General features: G+C 50.3%; 12 protein-coding genes, 1 other RNA gene and 1 pseudogene. 8 read left to right on the top strand and 6 right to left on the bottom strand.

Annotated elements, in window-relative coordinates:
- The first annotated feature begins 37 nt into the window (after positions 1 to 37).
- Together B7994_RS04680 and B7994_RS04675 are read left to right on the top strand one after the other, a co-directional pair.
- Entirely contained in the window at positions 38 to 283 is a 246-nt protein-coding gene (locus tag B7994_RS04680) for a type II toxin-antitoxin system prevent-host-death family antitoxin (RefSeq protein ID WP_072812991.1), read from the top strand.
- On the top strand, positions 284 to 592 hold the full coding sequence (locus tag B7994_RS04675) for a type II toxin-antitoxin system RelE/ParE family toxin (protein WP_088637323.1): 309 nt from the start codon (positions 284 to 286) through the stop codon (positions 590 to 592).
- A 66-nt stretch (positions 593 to 658) separates the two neighbouring features.
- Here the strand turns inward: B7994_RS04675 and B7994_RS04670 are convergent.
- From B7994_RS04670 to B7994_RS04650, 5 genes and pseudogenes are all read right to left on the bottom strand, one after another.
- Positions 659 to 898 (bottom strand): annotated as a pseudogene (locus B7994_RS04670) (DUF1016 N-terminal domain-containing protein); the annotation flags it as partial.
- A 146-nt stretch (positions 899 to 1044) separates the two neighbouring features.
- Positions 1045 to 1317: a hypothetical protein gene (locus B7994_RS04665; RefSeq protein ID WP_073055544.1), complete on the bottom strand. Its 273-nt coding sequence runs from the start codon at positions 1315 to 1317 to the stop codon at positions 1045 to 1047.
- A gap of 178 nt (positions 1318 to 1495) precedes the next feature.
- Positions 1496 to 4822: a type I restriction endonuclease subunit R gene (locus tag B7994_RS04660; RefSeq protein ID WP_088637322.1), complete on the bottom strand. Its 3327-nt coding sequence runs from the start codon at positions 4820 to 4822 to the stop codon at positions 1496 to 1498.
- A 3-nt stretch (positions 4823 to 4825) separates the two neighbouring features.
- On the bottom strand, positions 4826 to 5923 hold the full coding sequence (locus tag B7994_RS04655) for a restriction endonuclease subunit S (RefSeq protein WP_088637321.1): 1098 nt from the start codon (positions 5921 to 5923) through the stop codon (positions 4826 to 4828).
- On the bottom strand, positions 5923 to 7536 hold the full coding sequence (locus tag B7994_RS04650) for an N-6 DNA methylase (RefSeq protein ID WP_088637545.1): 1614 nt from the start codon (positions 7534 to 7536) through the stop codon (positions 5923 to 5925). Before B7994_RS04650 ends, B7994_RS04655 begins: the two co-directional genes overlap by 1 nt.
- A gap of 586 nt (positions 7537 to 8122) precedes the next feature.
- Here B7994_RS04650 and B7994_RS04645 point away from each other — a divergent pair.
- The 3 genes from B7994_RS04645 (at position 8123) to B7994_RS04635 (ending at position 10899) form a co-directional block, all read left to right on the top strand.
- Positions 8123 to 9004 (top strand): LysR family transcriptional regulator, encoded by an 882-nt coding sequence (locus tag B7994_RS04645; protein WP_088637320.1) that lies wholly within the window; start codon positions 8123 to 8125, stop codon positions 9002 to 9004.
- A gap of 20 nt (positions 9005 to 9024) precedes the next feature.
- Complete coding sequence (locus tag B7994_RS04640; RefSeq protein WP_088637319.1) at positions 9025 to 9513, top strand: GNAT family N-acetyltransferase; 489 nt, start codon at positions 9025 to 9027, stop codon at positions 9511 to 9513.
- Positions 9514 to 9648: 135 nt separating this feature from the next.
- Complete coding sequence (locus tag B7994_RS04635) at positions 9649 to 10899, top strand: VWA domain-containing protein (protein ID WP_088637318.1); 1251 nt, start codon at positions 9649 to 9651, stop codon at positions 10897 to 10899.
- A gap of 8 nt (positions 10900 to 10907) precedes the next feature.
- On the opposite strand, the gene B7994_RS04630 is transcribed toward B7994_RS04635, so the two are convergent.
- Positions 10908 to 12530 carry a cellulase family glycosylhydrolase gene (locus B7994_RS04630; protein ID WP_088637317.1) on the bottom strand — a complete coding sequence of 541 codons (1623 nt, stop codon included), beginning with the start codon at positions 12528 to 12530 and terminating at the stop codon, positions 10908 to 10910.
- A 344-nt stretch (positions 12531 to 12874) separates the two neighbouring features.
- On the opposite strand from B7994_RS04630, the gene ssrA reads away from it, so the two are divergent.
- From ssrA to B7994_RS04615, 3 genes are all read left to right on the top strand, one after another.
- Positions 12875 to 13234, top strand: a transfer-messenger RNA (tmRNA) gene (gene ssrA / locus B7994_RS04625).
- A gap of 147 nt (positions 13235 to 13381) precedes the next feature.
- Positions 13382 to 15655, top strand: coding sequence for an aconitate hydratase (locus B7994_RS04620; protein ID WP_088637316.1), 2274 nt, complete (start codon positions 13382 to 13384; stop codon positions 15653 to 15655).
- A gap of 149 nt (positions 15656 to 15804) precedes the next feature.
- Positions 15805 to 17088: a chloride channel protein gene (locus B7994_RS04615; protein ID WP_088637544.1), complete on the top strand. Its 1284-nt coding sequence runs from the start codon at positions 15805 to 15807 to the stop codon at positions 17086 to 17088.
- The last annotated feature ends 30 nt before the right edge of the window (positions 17089 to 17118 follow it).

The following is a 17118-nucleotide window of genomic DNA, read 5'->3' as shown; positions in this document are numbered from 1 at the left end:
TTCTTAAGATTTTGTATTTTAGGAAAGGAGGTTCCCCATGCCCTGTATTTTGCCAGTTTCTGATTTGCGCAATTATAACGAAGTTCTTCAGAACGTGACCGAAGATTCTCCAGTCTTTTTGACCAAGAACGGTCGCGGTTGTTACGTTGTAATTGATATCAAGGAATACGAACGCATGGTCGCCGAACTGAAGCTACAGAAGGCTCTTGCCGAAGGCGAACGCTCCGCCGAACAGGGACGATGGCTTTCCGCCGCTGATGTGCGGAAAAAATACGAGGTCTAGATGCCCTCCGTCGTATTTTCGCCAAAAGCCGTCGAAGATTTAGACGGTATCAAAGCTTATATCGAAACCGAGCTGGGAAGTCCCAAGGCGGCGAACGAAAAACTCATTGAAATTCTTGATGCCATTGACAACTTAGCCGTCTTCCCTGAGATTGGTCCTTCGTTAAGAGGTAAAGTAAATAACCTGGTGAAGTATCGTTGCCTTTCTGTCAGCGGGTATTTGGTCTTTTACCGGAACGAACGTGATAAAGTTTTTGTCATTCGAATTTTGAATAGCCGGATGGACTATCTGAGGATTTTGGGATTGTAATGCCGGGAACGGCAAAAAAATGGCAGAATTTTACGGAACGACACACCATCTTTGAGCCTTCTTTTTGGAATCGAACTGCCTTTTGAGTTCCCGCAGGCTCCAATTCGAGTTTTTCGCCTCAATTTCGTAGAATTTCCGTTCATCGGGATTATCGATACGCATCAGGAACAAGTAATGGGACCAGCTCAAGACGAATTGGTCAGACACCGTCTGACCAATTTGATAAGTCAGATAGAAATCCCGCATCTGCTTCAAGTTCGTCATAGAAAATCCCTTACCATAATTCGCAGTAAGTCTAGCAGAAATACGATATTTCGTTGAAATGAGCAATCCATTTCGCAACAACGTCCTCATGACGAGCTTCAATAATCCGAAGAATATTTTGCAAGACATGTACCGGTTCCAGAGGAACACCTTCGTTGGACCAGAAATAAACCCAGAAAGATCCTATCTTAAAGATTTGCGGCATTGCTGAACCCACCTTTCTGAGAAAATTCCATTATCAAATGAGCCGTAGATTCAATCACCTTCTTATAGCGATTGATTTCCTCATCTGAAAAACCGAATATATCTTCCCATGTATAGGAGGGTAAATAGCATGTCGCCCGATGGAAGCCGTCTTTTGCGTCGGGCTTTTCGATGTACACCTTAACGCGGCCATCCTTGCCCATTTCGGAATGGACGATTTCCGCGTTGTCGTCAAGTGTCATGAAGGGGTACATCATATTGCTTAATGGCAATATAACATTTTCAGGCCTTGTTTGGCTAGTATTCATCTTTCCTCCCTCCGCCTACAAGCATAAAAAGGCGGGGCTTTGATTGTTTTACGCTGTGCGCAAAAATTGGTTTTATACACACTTGTGCACTAAATATAAATTACGGAATGGCGGTTGTCAAGAGGTTTTACTGATTCTCCTCAAAATTTTCCACTTGTTCCATAACCTTGCTGAATTCTTCGGGACTGTACTGCGGCGGGTATCCGTTTTTCACAAGGCAGATTTTGATATCCACTTTGAGGGCGTTGCGCACATTCTGATTGTTGAGCCAGTCGGCAAATGAAGATTTCGTGTCGATGATTTCCTTCACCTTCTTCGCCAAGGCCTTGCATTTTTCGTTAATGACCACGCCGTCAACGTTCTTGTCTTCGCCATATTCAAAGTTGTATTGGTCGCGGAGAGCAAGCAGAATATCGTAGAAAGCCTTTTCTTCGAAGGTCAAGCCCATCTTGCGGAAGCTTTCGCGGTTTTCGTTCATCTGGCGCAAAATCTCAAGCGCTTGTTCTGTCGCGTTCTTGATAATTTCGTCCGTCGCGTGTTCCTGTGTTTCTCCCGCTTCTTCAGCGGTCAACGCCTTGCGGCGTTCGTGATATTCCTCGATTGTCCTTTCGAGCATTTCCAAGAACGATTTTGCAGCAATTTGGTTAATCTTCCCGAATTCCTTGATTTGCTTGCGGAGCATTTTCACCAGAAGTTCAAGCTTAGTTGCGGGCATCTTCACATCGGAAAGTTTCTCGTAGAATTCCGGGCTGAAAAGATTCTCTTCATCGCCGCTTTCAAGAACGCTTTCGACCTTGCTATACTTGAGCGCTTCTTCTACCATTTTAGCGACATTGCGATTCATCGTATCGGTATCGATGTCGCTTGTTCCGCTCATTTTCCGCACAAAGCCTGCAATCGCCATAAAACACTGCGCCAGGGCAGATTCTTCTTCGCTCAAATTTCCAGAAGGCGAGCAGATATCAAACGCCACGCGCATCCGTTTCACAACCTGCAAGAAGTAATTCTTGAAGGAAACCTTTTGCGGAGCCTTTGCTCCGTTCTTGTTTTCCGAATTGAGTTCTTGCGTTGAGGTAAACACGTATTCAGCGGCTTTTGCAAGCAGCATGTACCGCCTTCCTGGTTCGCATTCCGGATCCAGAAACGGAGTGATATCATACCCGGCAAACAGGTGCTTTAGAATTTCCAATTCGCCCCTGAATACGGCTGTTGCCTGTTCCACATCATCTACCGTCGGAGCAACGGATGTATCTCCGCCATAAAGTTTCATCGCTTCGCGCATGTTGTCGCGAATGCCGATATAGTCCACAATCAAGCCATATCCCTTGCCCGTATCTTTACGGTTGACACGACTTATTGTCTGGATAAGCATGTGCTTTTTCAGAGGCTTGTCATTGTACATGTAAGTAAGACAGGGAACGTCGAAACCCGTTATCCACATATCCACGACAATGACGATTCGGAAATTTGACTTTTCGTTCTTGAAGGCAATATCTAATTCTTCGGAACGGGAATCGTTTTTGACTCCACCAAGATAATCGTACATTTCCTTGCGGTCGTTACTCCCGACGCTTGCAACCATCGCCATAAAAGGCACGGGCTGCATTTTCTTCAATTCTTCTTCAGTTGCTATAACACCATCAGGTGTTTTCTTTTCGACAAACCATTCAGGATACTTCTCCTGGAATTTCTTCAGCAGGTCGTATGCAATTTGGCGAGAAGAGCACACGATCATTGCTTTTTGTACGCGGTCCGGTTCGCCTGCGCAACTAGAAACATAATGGTCGTGAATATCAACTGCGAGGCGTTCCAAGCGAGCGGGATCCCCAAGAATCACCTCCATGGAACTCATCGCCTTTTTACTGGCCTGAATGTCTTCGGCTGTTGCACCATCTTCAGCGCACTTCTTATAGTAATCTTCAATTTCTTTGACTTTTTCCTTGTCAAGCAGCACCTTTGCAATTCGAGGGTGATACTTGATAGGAACCGTCAAGCCGTCGGCAACCGCCTGGTCCATGGTATAGCGGTCGATTTCGTCACCGAAGGTCTGGTACGTTTCTGCAATCGGCGTGCCCGTAAAGCCAACGAAAGTCGCATGCGGGAACGCTTCGCGCAGGACTTTCGCATAAGGCTTCGAAATCATCGCCTTCATGTTTTCGTCTTTGCTGAACTGGATTTTCTTGGAATGTTCCAGTTGGGTTCGGTGAGCCTCGTCTGAAAAGCAGATGATGTTGGCACGGTTGTTGATCAGGCCGATTTTATCGTCTTCGCGGTCGCAGAATTTTTGGATGGTGCAAATGTAGAACCCTCCGCTTTCGCGCGCACCCAGTTCTTCACGAAGTTGTTTGCGGTTCTTTACGACTTCGACGCTTCCAAGATTCAGGAACTCCGTGCTTTTCTTAAAAAGTTTTGCTCCCTGCTTTTGTAATTCCTCGCGGTCCACAATCATCACGATTGTAGGAGACCCGATTTCGGGAATATCGGAACAGCGAAGTGCCAATTGACGGGCAAGAAACGCCATCGTGTAAGTTTTACCACAGCCTGTCGCACCAAAGTAGGTGCCGCCCTTGCCGCTTTTTTCAATGACAGACTTGACAATGCTCTGTTTTAGCAAACGGGAGGCGAAGAACTGCGGATAACGGCAGACGATTTCCTTTTCGTCGTGGTCGTATTCGCTGTCCTGAAAGTAAACGTAATCGCGGAAAATTTCAAGGAAGCGGACTGGGTTATAGACGCCCTTTATCATCGCCTCGGTTTCGGCAAACGGCATCGTTGAAATCTTGTCACCTTCGTTTATTCGTCGCCACGCATAGAAATGTTCGTAAGGCGTGCGGACTGTTCCAAGACGGGTCTTTACGCCGTCGGAAATACAGGCCAATGGGCAATAATGCAAAAGATGCGGAATATCGCGCCAGTAGCGGATGTTGATTTGTTCCCAGGCGTCATAAATAGTGGCATTTGCATCGGCGGGGTTTTTCAGTTCTATAACGCAAAGTGGGAACCCATTTACATATAGCATTACATCGGGACGGCGGTTTTCTTTTTTGCCGTTGTTGATGTATTCTACCGTCAACTGATTCACAACGCGGAAAATATTATTTTCAGGGCGTTCAAAATCTATCAGTTGTATTGTTCTTGGTTTCCCGTCTTGCGGAGTGAACTTGATGCCGTCTATAAGCCAGTTGTAGAACTTGTGGAGTGTCGCGAAATCGCTTTCGGCACCCACGAGGCGAATGGTGTCGAACAGTTTTTCGACATCGTCCTTCGGCAAGTCGGGATTATTTGTGGCCAGATATTCCTTGATGTCATCAGCGTGAAGGACTTCCTTGATTTCTTCTCGGGCAAGTTTGTTGCCCGGCAAATACAGCCAACCTTCCGTTTCAAGATATGAGATAAAGGCAAATTCGTAATCCGATTCGCAGAAGCGACCGTTGAAGTTTATCAATTTCGCCATAATTTATTCCTCCAACGAACCCTTGATGAGAATGGGACAGATATCCTTTATCTGTTGTTTCAGCTGTTCGTTGATGCGCTTGCGTTCTGTATAGACTTTGTAGATATTTACAATGCTTTCTTGTACATTTAAACTAGGAATAGGTATTTCCATCTGTCCAAGTTCTTCAACATCTAACTCGTCCTTTACTGTTCCCATAGAATAAAAAAATGCAAAGTGTAAAAATTCCTCTCGTTGAAGCCATAAGGCAAAATATTCTGGATTAATCTTTTGTTCATCTATTGAAAAAAATGTATATGATGGGGAAACCAAACATGCAGATTTATACCTTAACGCTATACTTCCAATATTTATTCGATTGCTGTAAGCGAACCAATTTGGATTGACTACTTTATAATTATCAAGATCTATTCCCATCAAATTAGCTACGGTTGGAATAAAAACTTTATCTTTGCTCACGCCCAAAACGTTGTTTAGTTTATTATCATTGTTTCGTACATTTTCTTCATGTAGATATTTTCCAATTTTTTCACATTTCGTTTTTCTTCGCAGTTCTTCAATATACGCATCGCAGGTGAACTTTAGGTCGTCAAGGCCTTTTTCGTAAGATTTTTGGTTAGCGACCATTGACTCGTAAATATCCACATACTTCTGTTGGGTCGGCAAATCTGGCAAAACAATATCTATATCGCAAAAAACTTTCCAATCAAAAACTTCTGTTGAACTTCCCCAAGACACGCTTTCCGCATAGCGATCCCACTCTTGTCTGCTTAAATACATAAACAAATACTTATTTAAGACCGTAGTTTCTTTTGTTTTTTTTATTCGAAAAACGTTATCATTGAATGTGATTATATATGTAACGTTTGTATCATTATAACCAAGTCCAAGTTTTCGACTCCCACGTGGATTATAAGCAAAATGCCTAGGAGGAACAATATGAAATTTTCGTAAGTCTTTTTGCGAATTATCACCCCTCATAGGAATAATAGTCTTGCCAATATTCACTCCGATGGCATCATTTACCCCATATTTCCCATCAGAATTTTGTTCATTCGTTAATTCAATCAAATCACCAAATTTATATTTCTTCACAGCCATTATCGATCCTCAATATCAAAGCCAATTCCTTTGAATGCATCAACAAGCATCTGCTGCGACTCGCGTTCTGTCTTGAGCAAATCCTTCATTTCTTTCTGAATACGTTTCATTTCTTTCTTGTAATCAATATCCAGATCGTGGTCGATGAATTCGATATACTTGCTCGGCGTAAGTGCCCAACCCTTTTCTTCGATTTCCTTAATTCCTACGCTGCGGTAAAGTTCCGGCACCGCATAATTCATGCCGTTGGTTCCCTCGTTCTGCCAGGTGTGATAGATGCCAACGGCACGTTCAATCTGCTCCGTGACAAGACGCACCTTTTTCTTCTGTTCGTTCTTCACGGGGTTTTCCGTCCATTGACGTAAATCCATAAAGAGAATTTCGTGCGTGCGGTTGCGCAGTTTACGACCGTTGTATTTTCCGCCCTTCTTGTTCTGGTTCAGTATCCATAGCGTCACACTGATATCGGTGGTAATGAACAATTCTCGCGGCAATACGACAATCGCTTCAACCTTGTCGTTTTGGATAAGTTTCTTGCGAATGTTAACCGTATCCTCATCATTCAACGCACCGTTCGCCAGCAAGAATCCGGCAACACCATCGGCAGGCTTGAGGTGCGAGAGCATGTGCAAAATCCAAGCGTAGTTTGCATTGCTTTCTGGAGGAGTTTCGTAATCGGCCCAGCGCGCATCATCTTTCAAATCGCTGTCGTACCAACCCTTGAGATTAAAAGGCGGGTTCGCCATGATGTAATCGAAATAGAGTCCCCTGTGCAAGTCGTTCCTAAATGTTGAATCGTTTGTCTCGCCCAGATGGTGGCTGAGCCCGCGCAAGGCGAGGTTCATTTTGGCAAGGCGGTAAGTGGCGGCCTCTTTTTCTTGACCGTAAATGTTGATGCGGTTGACGTCGCCCTGCTTGGATTTGACCAGTTCCGCACTCTGGATGAACATGCCGCCCGAGCCACAGCACGGGTCGTAGAGCGTTCCGTCGTAAGGTTCAATCATCGAGGCTATCAACTGCACCACATCGTGGGGAGTATAGAATTCACCTTCTTCCTTCGTGGCGTTTACGGCAAATTCCTTCAAGAAATATTCATAGACGCGGCCGATCAAGTCCTTTTCTTCGCCGAACTTTTTATGGCTTATCTTGTTCACCTCGTCCACCAATTTCTTGATATCGTTGGGGGCAAGGTTTCGCGTCATGAACGTGCCTTCGACAAAGCAGCCCTTGAGGTCTTTCGAGTCGGTAGCAATGCTGTGCAGAGCTCCGTCAAGCGCAGAATTCAATTTTGGAGCAGGAGTGTCGATGATATTCGACCAGCGAGCTTCGGGAGGCAAATAGTAAGTTCCGTCTGTAAAGGAGATATCCTCAAAAAATGCGATGCGGACCCCTTCATCATCGGGATCGAGTCCTTGGTCTATCAGTGCGTTGCGCAATTTGGCGACACCGTCATCAAATTTTTCGCCAATAAAACGCAAGAACACGAGCGTGAGCATCATGTCGCGTTTTTCGAAGAACGAACCCGAATTTCGGGCAGCCCGCAAAATATCGCGACAGTTAAAGAGAATGTTTTCGAGGTTCAGTGAGGTCTCGACCGCTTTTTTCTTTGCCATAATCGGGGCATGCTCCATGTAAAAAATGAACGAGTCACCTCTTATGCACGGAGACGTTGGCCTAAGATGTCGGGAAAACAAAAAAGGCGTGGAGTCGCTTACGTGCCTATCGGTACAGAAGGGTCACCACAACCCAGTCACTAAATAAGCACAAAACGACCCACGCCCCAGTTGGGACGTGAGCGTTCGTCTTATCCTTTAGTGACTTTAGAAAGTGGTGATTTTTCTGTACCAAGAATAAGAGACGAATCTCAAAATTTCCGGTCGCCCAATGCCGGGTGGCAAAGGGCTATGTCAGTGGGAAATAGTAGTAAAAAAGTGACTGGATTCTTCGACTTCGCCTTGCGGCTACGCTCAGAATGACGATAAAAGGGATACGCCCCGTCAAGCGGGGCATGACATTTGGGTGGGCGGGCGGGTCAAGCCGGGGGTTTTAGGGGGCGGAGCCCCTTAGGCGAGGGGGTGGAGAGCAACGAAGTGCGAACCAGGGGGACACCTCCCCCCGTCAAATCAATCAGTTATTCCTTTCGGGCATTATTTTTACAATTTCATACCTGCGGGGCTTGAATTTTATTAGTTTTCGGGTATGGAACTTCGAGTTTTGCGGTATTTTCTGGAGGCGGCGCGGTTGGGAAATGTCTCGCGCGCGGCGGATAATCTTTGCGTGACACAGCCGACGGTGAGTCGCCAGCTTAAGGAGTTGGAGGAGGAGCTGGGCGAGAAGCTTTTCGAGCGCACGAATTATGCGATTCGGCTGACGCCTGCGGGGGAACTCTTGCGGGAGCGTGCGGAGGATATCCTTTCGATGGCGGACAGGACGGTGCAGGATTTCAAGTCGCTGAAGGAAGACGAGGTGGTGGGTGAAATCGCCATTGCCTGCGCGGAATCACGGAACGTGAATTTTCTTTCGAAGTGCATCGCGATTCTCCGGGACGACTATCCGAAGATTAAGTACAACTTATATTCGGGCGACAGCGAGCGCGCTTTGGAAAAGTTGGACAAGGGCATTTTTGATTTCGCGGTGGTTGTAGATAACGTCGATTTGGAAAAATACAACTGCCTTGCGGTGCGTTCGGTGGACCGCTGGGGCGTGGTGATGCGTCGCGACGACCCTTTGGCCAAGCGGGATTTCATCGAGCCGAAGGACTTGCTCGACAAGCCGCTGTTGGCGTCGCGCCAGGCGATGGTGGCGGATTTACCGAAATGGTTCGGCGACGATATTTCGAAGCTGAACGTGATTGTGGGGCTGGATCTTTCGTACAACGGTTCGGTGCTTGCCAAAGAGGGTACGGGCTACCTGCTCACTTTCGACGGCCTGGTGGATACGAGCCGTACTTCGCGCCTGTGTTTCAGGCCGCTCATGCCCGAACTCACCACCAACATGTACATCATTTGGCGGCGGGGCCAGCAGTTCACGCGGGCGGGGGAACTTTTCCTCGACACGCTCCGGCACGTGCTGGGGGAATAAAAAAAAAGGAGATCATTCTCATGCTTAAAATTGAACAATATAATACAAAGTATATCAACGACGCGATTGAAATCTGGAACGACATCGTCGAAGACGGAATCGCGTTCCCGCAGAAAGAAACACTTGACGCGCAGACAGGCGACGCCTTTTTCAAGTCGCAGTCGTTCACGGGCATCGCGATCGACACAGACTCCGGCGAGGTGGTCGGGCTCTACATTCTCCACCCGAACAATGTCGGGCGCTGCGGGCATATTTCGAATGCGAGCTATGCGGTCAAGAAGAACAAGCGTGGCCAGCATATCGGTGAATTTCTCGTGAAGAATTGCCTCGCGAAGGCCAAGGAAATCGGTTTCAGGATTTTGCAGTTTAACGCGGTTGTCGCGACGAATACCTCGGCCCTCAAGCTCTACAAGAAACTCGGCTTTACCCAACTCGGCGTGATTCCCAAGGGCTTTTTGCTCAAGGACGGGAATTACGAGGACATCATCCCGCATTATATAGAACTGTAAATGAAACATGCTGTTTCATAAAAGCATCCGTGCAAGATGTTTTTACGAAAAAAACTCAAAATCCATCACTTTTCTTATTGAATTCGTTTCATTACAAAAATACATTTTAAGTACCAATACTAAGGAGGGCTTAAAATGAAAAAAATCCAACTCTTTTTGATGGCAGGCATCACAATGTTTTTCATGGCCTGCAGTGGCAATGACTGTAGCGCAGACGGCGTTACAGGTTTTCCTGGAGATGTCGCAGGAATGTCTGAAGAGTCTTACTCGGCGGTGGACAAGGGAGATGGTCCTGGTGGAGAAGAAATTAGCGATGGAGACGAAGGCGGCGTGGGTGACGAGGACAACACTCGAAAGTCCGGTTTGCTCACTGCAGGGGAATGGAGCGACCTAGACAATTGGAAATTTTGGACAGACCTACTGAATGAAAACGAGTTCTATGACAAGACAAGTTACTGGAAATTTTTCCCAAATAAGCTCGTGGCCGTAAAGGTTATCGATGAGGACAGTGTCGGCATCGCAAACGTCTCCGTCGAACTCCTTAAGGGGAAAGACGTGGAATTTGCGACCAGGACAGATAACGCAGGATATGCGTACTGCTGGATTGGCATGTTCGGTGGAGCTGCGGACGACTCCACCACCGACAGCTACACACTCAACATCAACGGGGTCGACTACACAGAAACGGTAAAGATTTCAGGCAAAAAAGACCAGGAACTCGAAATCAACGTAATTGTAAGCGAAGCAAAGCAGGCTGAAGATGCCGCAGACATTGCGTTCATCGTTGATGCGACAGGCTCCATGGGCGACGAAATGGACTTTCTCAAATCCGACCTCGATTATATAATTGAACATGCAAGTTCGGGCAACTCGATTAAATTGCGTACAGCCGCGCTTGTCTACCGCGATGAAGATGACGAATACATCACGCGCTACGACGATTTCTCGAACGATGTCTCCAAGACGCAGAATTTCCTCTCCAAGCAGGAAGCCAACGGTGGCGGAGACTACCCCGAAGCCGTACATACCGCGCTTGAATCCTCCTTACAAAAACTCTCCTGGAATGAGTCTGCACGTTCCCGCATAGCCTTCCTGGTCCTTGACGCTCCTGCGCACCACACCGATAAGGTCATCAAGAGTCTGCAGAAATCCATTAAAAACTTCGCCAAGAACGGCATCAAGGTCATCCCCGTGGCTGCAAGCGGCGTTGACAAGGACACGGAATTCATGCTGCGTTTCTTCGACCTCGCAACAGGCGGAACGTATGTATTCCTCACCAACGACAGCGGAATCGGCGGAGACCATATCAAGGCTTCCGTTGGGGAGTACGAGGTCGAAATCCTCGCCGATCTGATGGTAAGGCTTATAAAGAAGTACGTGGAATAAATGGCAGATTAAGCCGGGACGTCCTTGACGACCATGATGCCCCCCTTCTCAATTTTCGGATAGGAGCGCATGCCTTCCCCACCTTTACCGCGGTCAAGAACTTCTTCGAGTTCACCCTTCACGTTGTAAAGGTGGAGCTCCCACGGGCCATTGGGTGCGTTGAAATAACCGGAGTTCTTCTGAACGTTGCGCTGGAAGGTTCGGTTAAGGCGATCGGCGATACTGCGAGCCTGCACAAGGCTAATGTCGGCAAGCGTCCAGGATATCGGGGACCCACCCATGTCGAATATCAGGAGGGCATCGGAATCGGTGTCCTCCTTCATAGTAAACTTCCAGCTGAAATTTTGCCAGCTGGTACTCAAGTCCAGAATACGCCCGTTCGCATACGGAGTGTATTCCTCAGTATCGCGCTTGATGTTCACGTTGAGCGTACGCGGCTTTTCGGCCTTCGCCCGCATGCTGAAGATATAGGTGATACCATTGCGGAGCACAAGGTGCTGCTTGAACTGCAGGCCCCAAGTTTCCTTGCCCGCCTGCTTGATATCGAAATGTATCGCACCGTCACGGGCGACGACTTCGGCCTTGCCTCCCCAGAAATCGGTAGTCCAGCCATCAAGCGGATTTTCGGCAGAGAAATCGCCGTTCTCGATGATGTTCGCGCCACCGCCCTGCGAGCCGGTCGTAAAATCCTTATTCTGGATAAAGTTCGGGATAACACTCGTGTTCTGGATTCCAAGCGGGCTATCGACAGCCACTTCCTTACCCCAGCCGACAAGCGTGTTGTACGAGCCGTGTTCCGTCATATCCATCTCGGGACTGTCGGAGTTGCCCGGACCCCAGCTCCAGCAGAGCCAGCCAATATTCAGGCGTTCACATTCACCCATGATATGACGGTAAGGGATTTCACGCACGCCGGCAACTGCCATCGGGGCGAATTCACCCACGACAAGCGGGATATTCACTTCGATAGACTTCTCGAGACATGCGGTAACACGCTCCGAAACGGTCGCAAAGCCTGTCACCGCGGCATCGTGACGCTCACTCGGCCACCACATGTGGATGGAGAAAAGAAGGTTGTGTTCCGGATCCGCCTGCAAAAGCTTCGGACCCACGGAAAGCAGGTTCTTCTCGTTCTGGCCCCAGTTGTCAGCGTCGATCATGATGGGCACGCGAATCCCTGCTGCACGCATCCTGGTGACAATCACGTTGTACGTATCAAAAAACTCGCCAGGATCAATCTCATGCGAACCGGGCTCGTTACCCACATTGAGAATGAGGTATTCCTGATGGTTGTTGATCATCTGGAGCATTTCGTCACGCAGCCAGAAATCAACAACCTCGGGCAACTTGTCCCAGTTTCCGGTGGTGTCGTGCAGTTCCACAATGGGAATCATTCCGTTGCTGATGCTCATGGCGACGATGGAATCAAGGTCACTGATGCGCCCACGGGTATTCCAGACGATTCTAACGCAGTTTGCGCCGGTCTTGGCCATTTCGGGAATCGTTTTGCCTTCGCGGTCCGTCCAGATAAACATGTGGTTAATGCCACGTAAAATGACTTTCTCGTTATCCTTGCTGTAGAGGAAACGGTCTTGAACAAAGAAACCTGGCTTGGCACTCGCGATATTCATCGAAATCTCCAAAATCTTGTTTTTGAGTATAAATATATATAAAAAAGTCGCATTTGTACCGGGAGAGGAATATCTTCGATAAAAGCACATACTGTTCTGCCTCGCCTAAATGAAAGCATTTTTACCCACCCTTTCTCCTTGGGGGTGATCTGGTTTGCTTCGGTCGGAGCTATTCGCTCCAACCTCACCCCTTCGGGGCCTTGCGCTCACTTCGTGAGCTTAAGGGCCTAAATGCTCGCCAGCTCGCATTTAGTCGACAGGCCTGTCGCTGCCAAAGCCTTATTTGTTATTCGCTTGCATAAAAAACGACATTTTGTTATATTATAACCAACACCAAATAACCAGGGGGTGCTTTGGCATCGACAGGGTTACCGAAGTGTTAGTTGCAAGCCGAGGTCTCAGACGAGGGCACTCGTAAAAAAGTCTGAAAAAAAATAAGTGCTGACGAAAACTACGCACTCGCTGCCTAATTAGCGGCAACGCCGGGCCTCATTCCGCTCCCATCGGGATGTACGTCCGGACGAAATATGGGATAGGAATCTGCCATGCCTGGGGGTAGGTTCCGAGATTCACTAGGCTGGCTGAAATCTGCGCCGACCTTCTTGGGCGTGGACAAGGCGAGACCTTAAATACGAAGGGAAAGCTTGTAGGAATGGACATGGACGTGATTTTGGACAGGGGTTCGACTCCCCTCACCTCCAGAAAAATAAGGGTTCTGCTGTGCAGAGCCCTTATTTTTCTGCTTTTACAAGACCGCTCGTTCAACGTTTCAAGCATGTTCGTTCGTCGCATGCTCTCGACTAAATGGAGCGTTTTTTCTATCTTTTCGCGCGAAAAATTAAGAGGTAACTATGCTTTTCAATTTCGACATGATCCAGGGCGTCTATGCCCGCATTCCTGCCCGCGTTGAAGCTGCACGCAAGCAGCTGGGCCGTCCGCTCACCCTCGCCGAAAAGATTATCTACAGCCACCTAATCGATGGCGCCGAGAACAGGACCTATGAACGCGGCAAGGATTTTGCCGAATTCCACCCCGACCGCGTGGCCATGCAGGACGCTACCGCCCAGATGGCCCTTTTGCAGTTCACCACCGCCGGCAAGGCCCGCGTGGCAGTGCCGAGCTCCGTGCACTGCGACCACCTGATTATCGCCCGCGACGGCGTCGAAAAGGATTTGCCCCGCGCCAAAGAAGAAAGCAAGGAAGTTTACGATTTCCTCCAGTCCGTGTCTGCCAAGTACGGCATTGACTGCTGGCTCCCGGGTGCAGGCATCATCCACCAGGTGGTGCTTGAAAACTACGCATTCCCGGGCGGTATGATGATCGGTACCGACTCCCACACCGTGAACGCCGGCGGCCTCGGCATGCTCGCGATTGGCGTGGGCGGTGCAGACGCCGTGGACGCCATGGTCGGCCTCCCGTGGGAACTCAAGTACCCGAAGATGATCGGCGTGAAGCTCACCGGCAAGCTCCAGGGCTTCGCTACCGCCAAGGACATTATCTTGAAGCTCGCTGGCATCCTCACCGTTAAGGGTGGCACCAACGCCATTATCGAATACTTTGGCGAAGGCGCTCGTAGCCTCTCCGCCACCGGCAAGGCAACGATTGCCAACATGGGTGCCGAAGTGGGCGCCACCTGCTCCACCTTCAGCTACGACGATTCCATGAGCCGCTACCTCCGCGCTACTGGCCGTGCCGACGTCGCTGACGCCGCCGACAAGATTGCTGCCGACCTCAAGGCAGACCCGGAAGTTGAAGCCGAACCGGAAAAATACTTCGACCGCGTTGTGGAAATCGACCTCAACACGCTCATCCCGCATTACAACGGCCCGTTCAGCCCGGACCGTGCATTCGCCGTGACCGACATGGCAGAATCCCTCAAGGCCACAGAAACCAAGCCGGAATCTACGCCGGTCGTGAGCGCCGCCCTCATCGGTTCTTGCACGAACTCCAGCTACGAAGATTTGTTCATGGCAGCAAACATGATCAAGCAGGCCCTCGCGAAGGGTCTCAGCCCGAAGTGCCCGCTCCTCATCAACCCGGGTTCCGAACAGGTGCGCTACACCGCCGAACGCGACGGCCTCATCGACTTGTTCAAGCAGTTCGGTGCAACCATCATGACGAACGCCTGCGGTCCTTGCATTGGTCGCTGGGACCGCGCCGGTGCCGACAAGAAGGAACTCAACACCATCGTCCACAGCTTTAACCGCAACTTTGCAAAGCGCGCCGACGGCAACCCGAACACGCACGCATTCGTGGCTAGCCCGCTCATGGCCGTGATTGCAGCGCTCAGCGGCGACATCCGCTTCAACCCGATGACCGACACCCTGGTGAATAACGAGGGCAAGGCTGTGAAGCTTGACCCGCCGGAACAGTGCGAACTGCCGCCGAAGGGTTTTGAAGTCAAGGATGCCGGCTACCAGGCTCCGGCAGAAGACGGTTCCAAGATTACCGTTTCCATCAACCCCGAAAGCAAGCGCCTGCAGGCTCTCGCTCCGTTCGCGGCTTGGGACGGCAAGGACATCGCCGGTGCCCCGCTCCTCATCAAGGCCAAGGGCAAGTGCACCACCGACCACATCTCCATGGCCGGCCCGTGGCTCAACTACCGCGGTCACCTCGAAAACATTTCGAACAACATGCTCATCGGCGCCGTGAACGCCTTCAACGGCGAAACCAACAAGGTTCTCGGCAACGACGGCAACTACAAGGAAGTCCCGGAACTCGCCAAGCAGTACAAGGCCGCTGGTGTCGGCTCCATCGTAATCGGTGACGAAAACTATGGTGAAGGCTCCAGCCGCGAACACGCTGCCATGGAACCGCGCTTCCTCGGCGTGAAGGCCGTGATCGTGAAGAGTTTCGCCCGCATCCACGAGACGAACCTCAAGAAGCAGGGCATGCTCGCCCTCACCTTCAAGAACGCCGCCGACTACGACAAGATCCAGGAACAGGACGTATTCGACATCGTCGGCCTCACCAAGTTCGCTCCGGGTTCCGAGTTCACGCTCGTCGCCCACCACAAGGACGGCTCTGTCGACAACATCGCACTGAGCCACACCTACAACGAACAGCAGTGGGCATGGTTCAAGGCAGGTTCCGCCCTCAACCTCATCCGCGCGAACAACAAGTAATCGTAAGTCAATAGTCATTTATAAGCCCTCGCAAAAGCGGGGGCTTTTTTCTAAATTTGGCGGCGAAAAAAGGATACGCGATGGATTACAGGAACTGGCAAGAAATCTACAAGAACATGAGCCCCGAGATGAAGGAGCAGGCCATGAAGATGGCCAAGGAAAAAATCAAGGAAAAGGTGATGCACTGGATTTCGCAGCCGGTGCTCGTGGCGGTGGCGCTCGTACTCGGAGCCATCGTCGGCACGCTCACCGCATTCTTTGGCCAGGTGCTGGACCGCGTCGGCGCAATCCGCGACGCCAACCCTCTGTACTGGATTCCGGCCCTCGCCCTCGGTGGCATCGCCATCGTGTTCACGTACAAGAAGGTCGGCAAGGGCACGGAACGCGGCATGGGACTCGTGTTCGATGCCGCGCACGGCAATGAACGTGAAATTCCCCTGCGCCTGATTCCGCTCATCATGGCGGCCACGTGGATTACCCACCTGTTCGGCGGGAGCTCGGGGCGCGAGGGTGTCGCGATGCAGATTGGCGCCACCCTCGGGCACAACATCAGCTCGAAAATCCATGTGGAAAACGCCCCCCGCATTTTGCTCGTGGCAGGCATGGCGGCAGGCTTCGCGGGTCTTTTCCAGACCCCGATGGCTGCAATCGCCATCTCGCTTGAAATCCTCATCGCCGGTCACCTGGCCCTTACGGCCCTGCTCACCGCCACCGTTGCCGCCATCACGGCCTATAAAGTTTCGGAAATGCTCGGGAATTCGCGCTTCACGCTCGACCTGAACAGTTTCTCGCCGGACTGGAACCTCGCCAGTCTCCTGTACAGCGAATCCGGCCTCAACGTCTACTTTATCCTGAAGCTCGCCCTCCTCGGACTTATTTTCGGGATTGTCGGTGGCGGGTTCGCAAAACTCCTCACACTATCCAGGAAATTCTTCGCCGAAAAGTTCCCGAATCCCTTCAAGCGCGTCGCCATCATGGGTGCAGTGCTCAGCGTGCTCATGATCCTGCTCTGGCAAGGCCGCTATTCCGGCCTCGGCACGAACCTGGTCGACATGTGCTTTGCCAATCCGGCGGCGCTTACCGCAAGCGACACGGGCATCTACGCTTACGACTGGATCTTCAAGCTCGTACTTACGATAGTCACGCTCTCGGTCGGGTTCCAGGGCGGCGAAGTCACCCCGCTATTCACCATCGGTGCAACCCTCGGCACGGCCGTCGCGACCATTGCGGGCGTACCTCTCCCGCTTGCCGCTGCCCTCGGGTATGCCGCCGTCTTCGGTGCCGCCACCAACACGCTTTTCGCCCCCATCTTCATCGGGGCAGAAATGTTCGGGTTCGATACCCTGCCGGCATTCTTTGTCGCCTGTACTGTCGCCTACCTATGCAACGGCGGCCAAAGCATTTACGCACAAAAGAAACTGCGTTTGCGCTAAAGGCGGGTTGCCATACGGCACAGAATGTCT

The organism is Fibrobacter sp. UWR2, assembly GCF_002210285.1.
Lineage (GTDB): Bacteria > Fibrobacterota > Fibrobacteria > Fibrobacterales > Fibrobacteraceae > Fibrobacter.
Note: the sequence above shows the minus strand (reverse complement) of the source record. Positions and strands in the feature narration are given on the sequence as shown.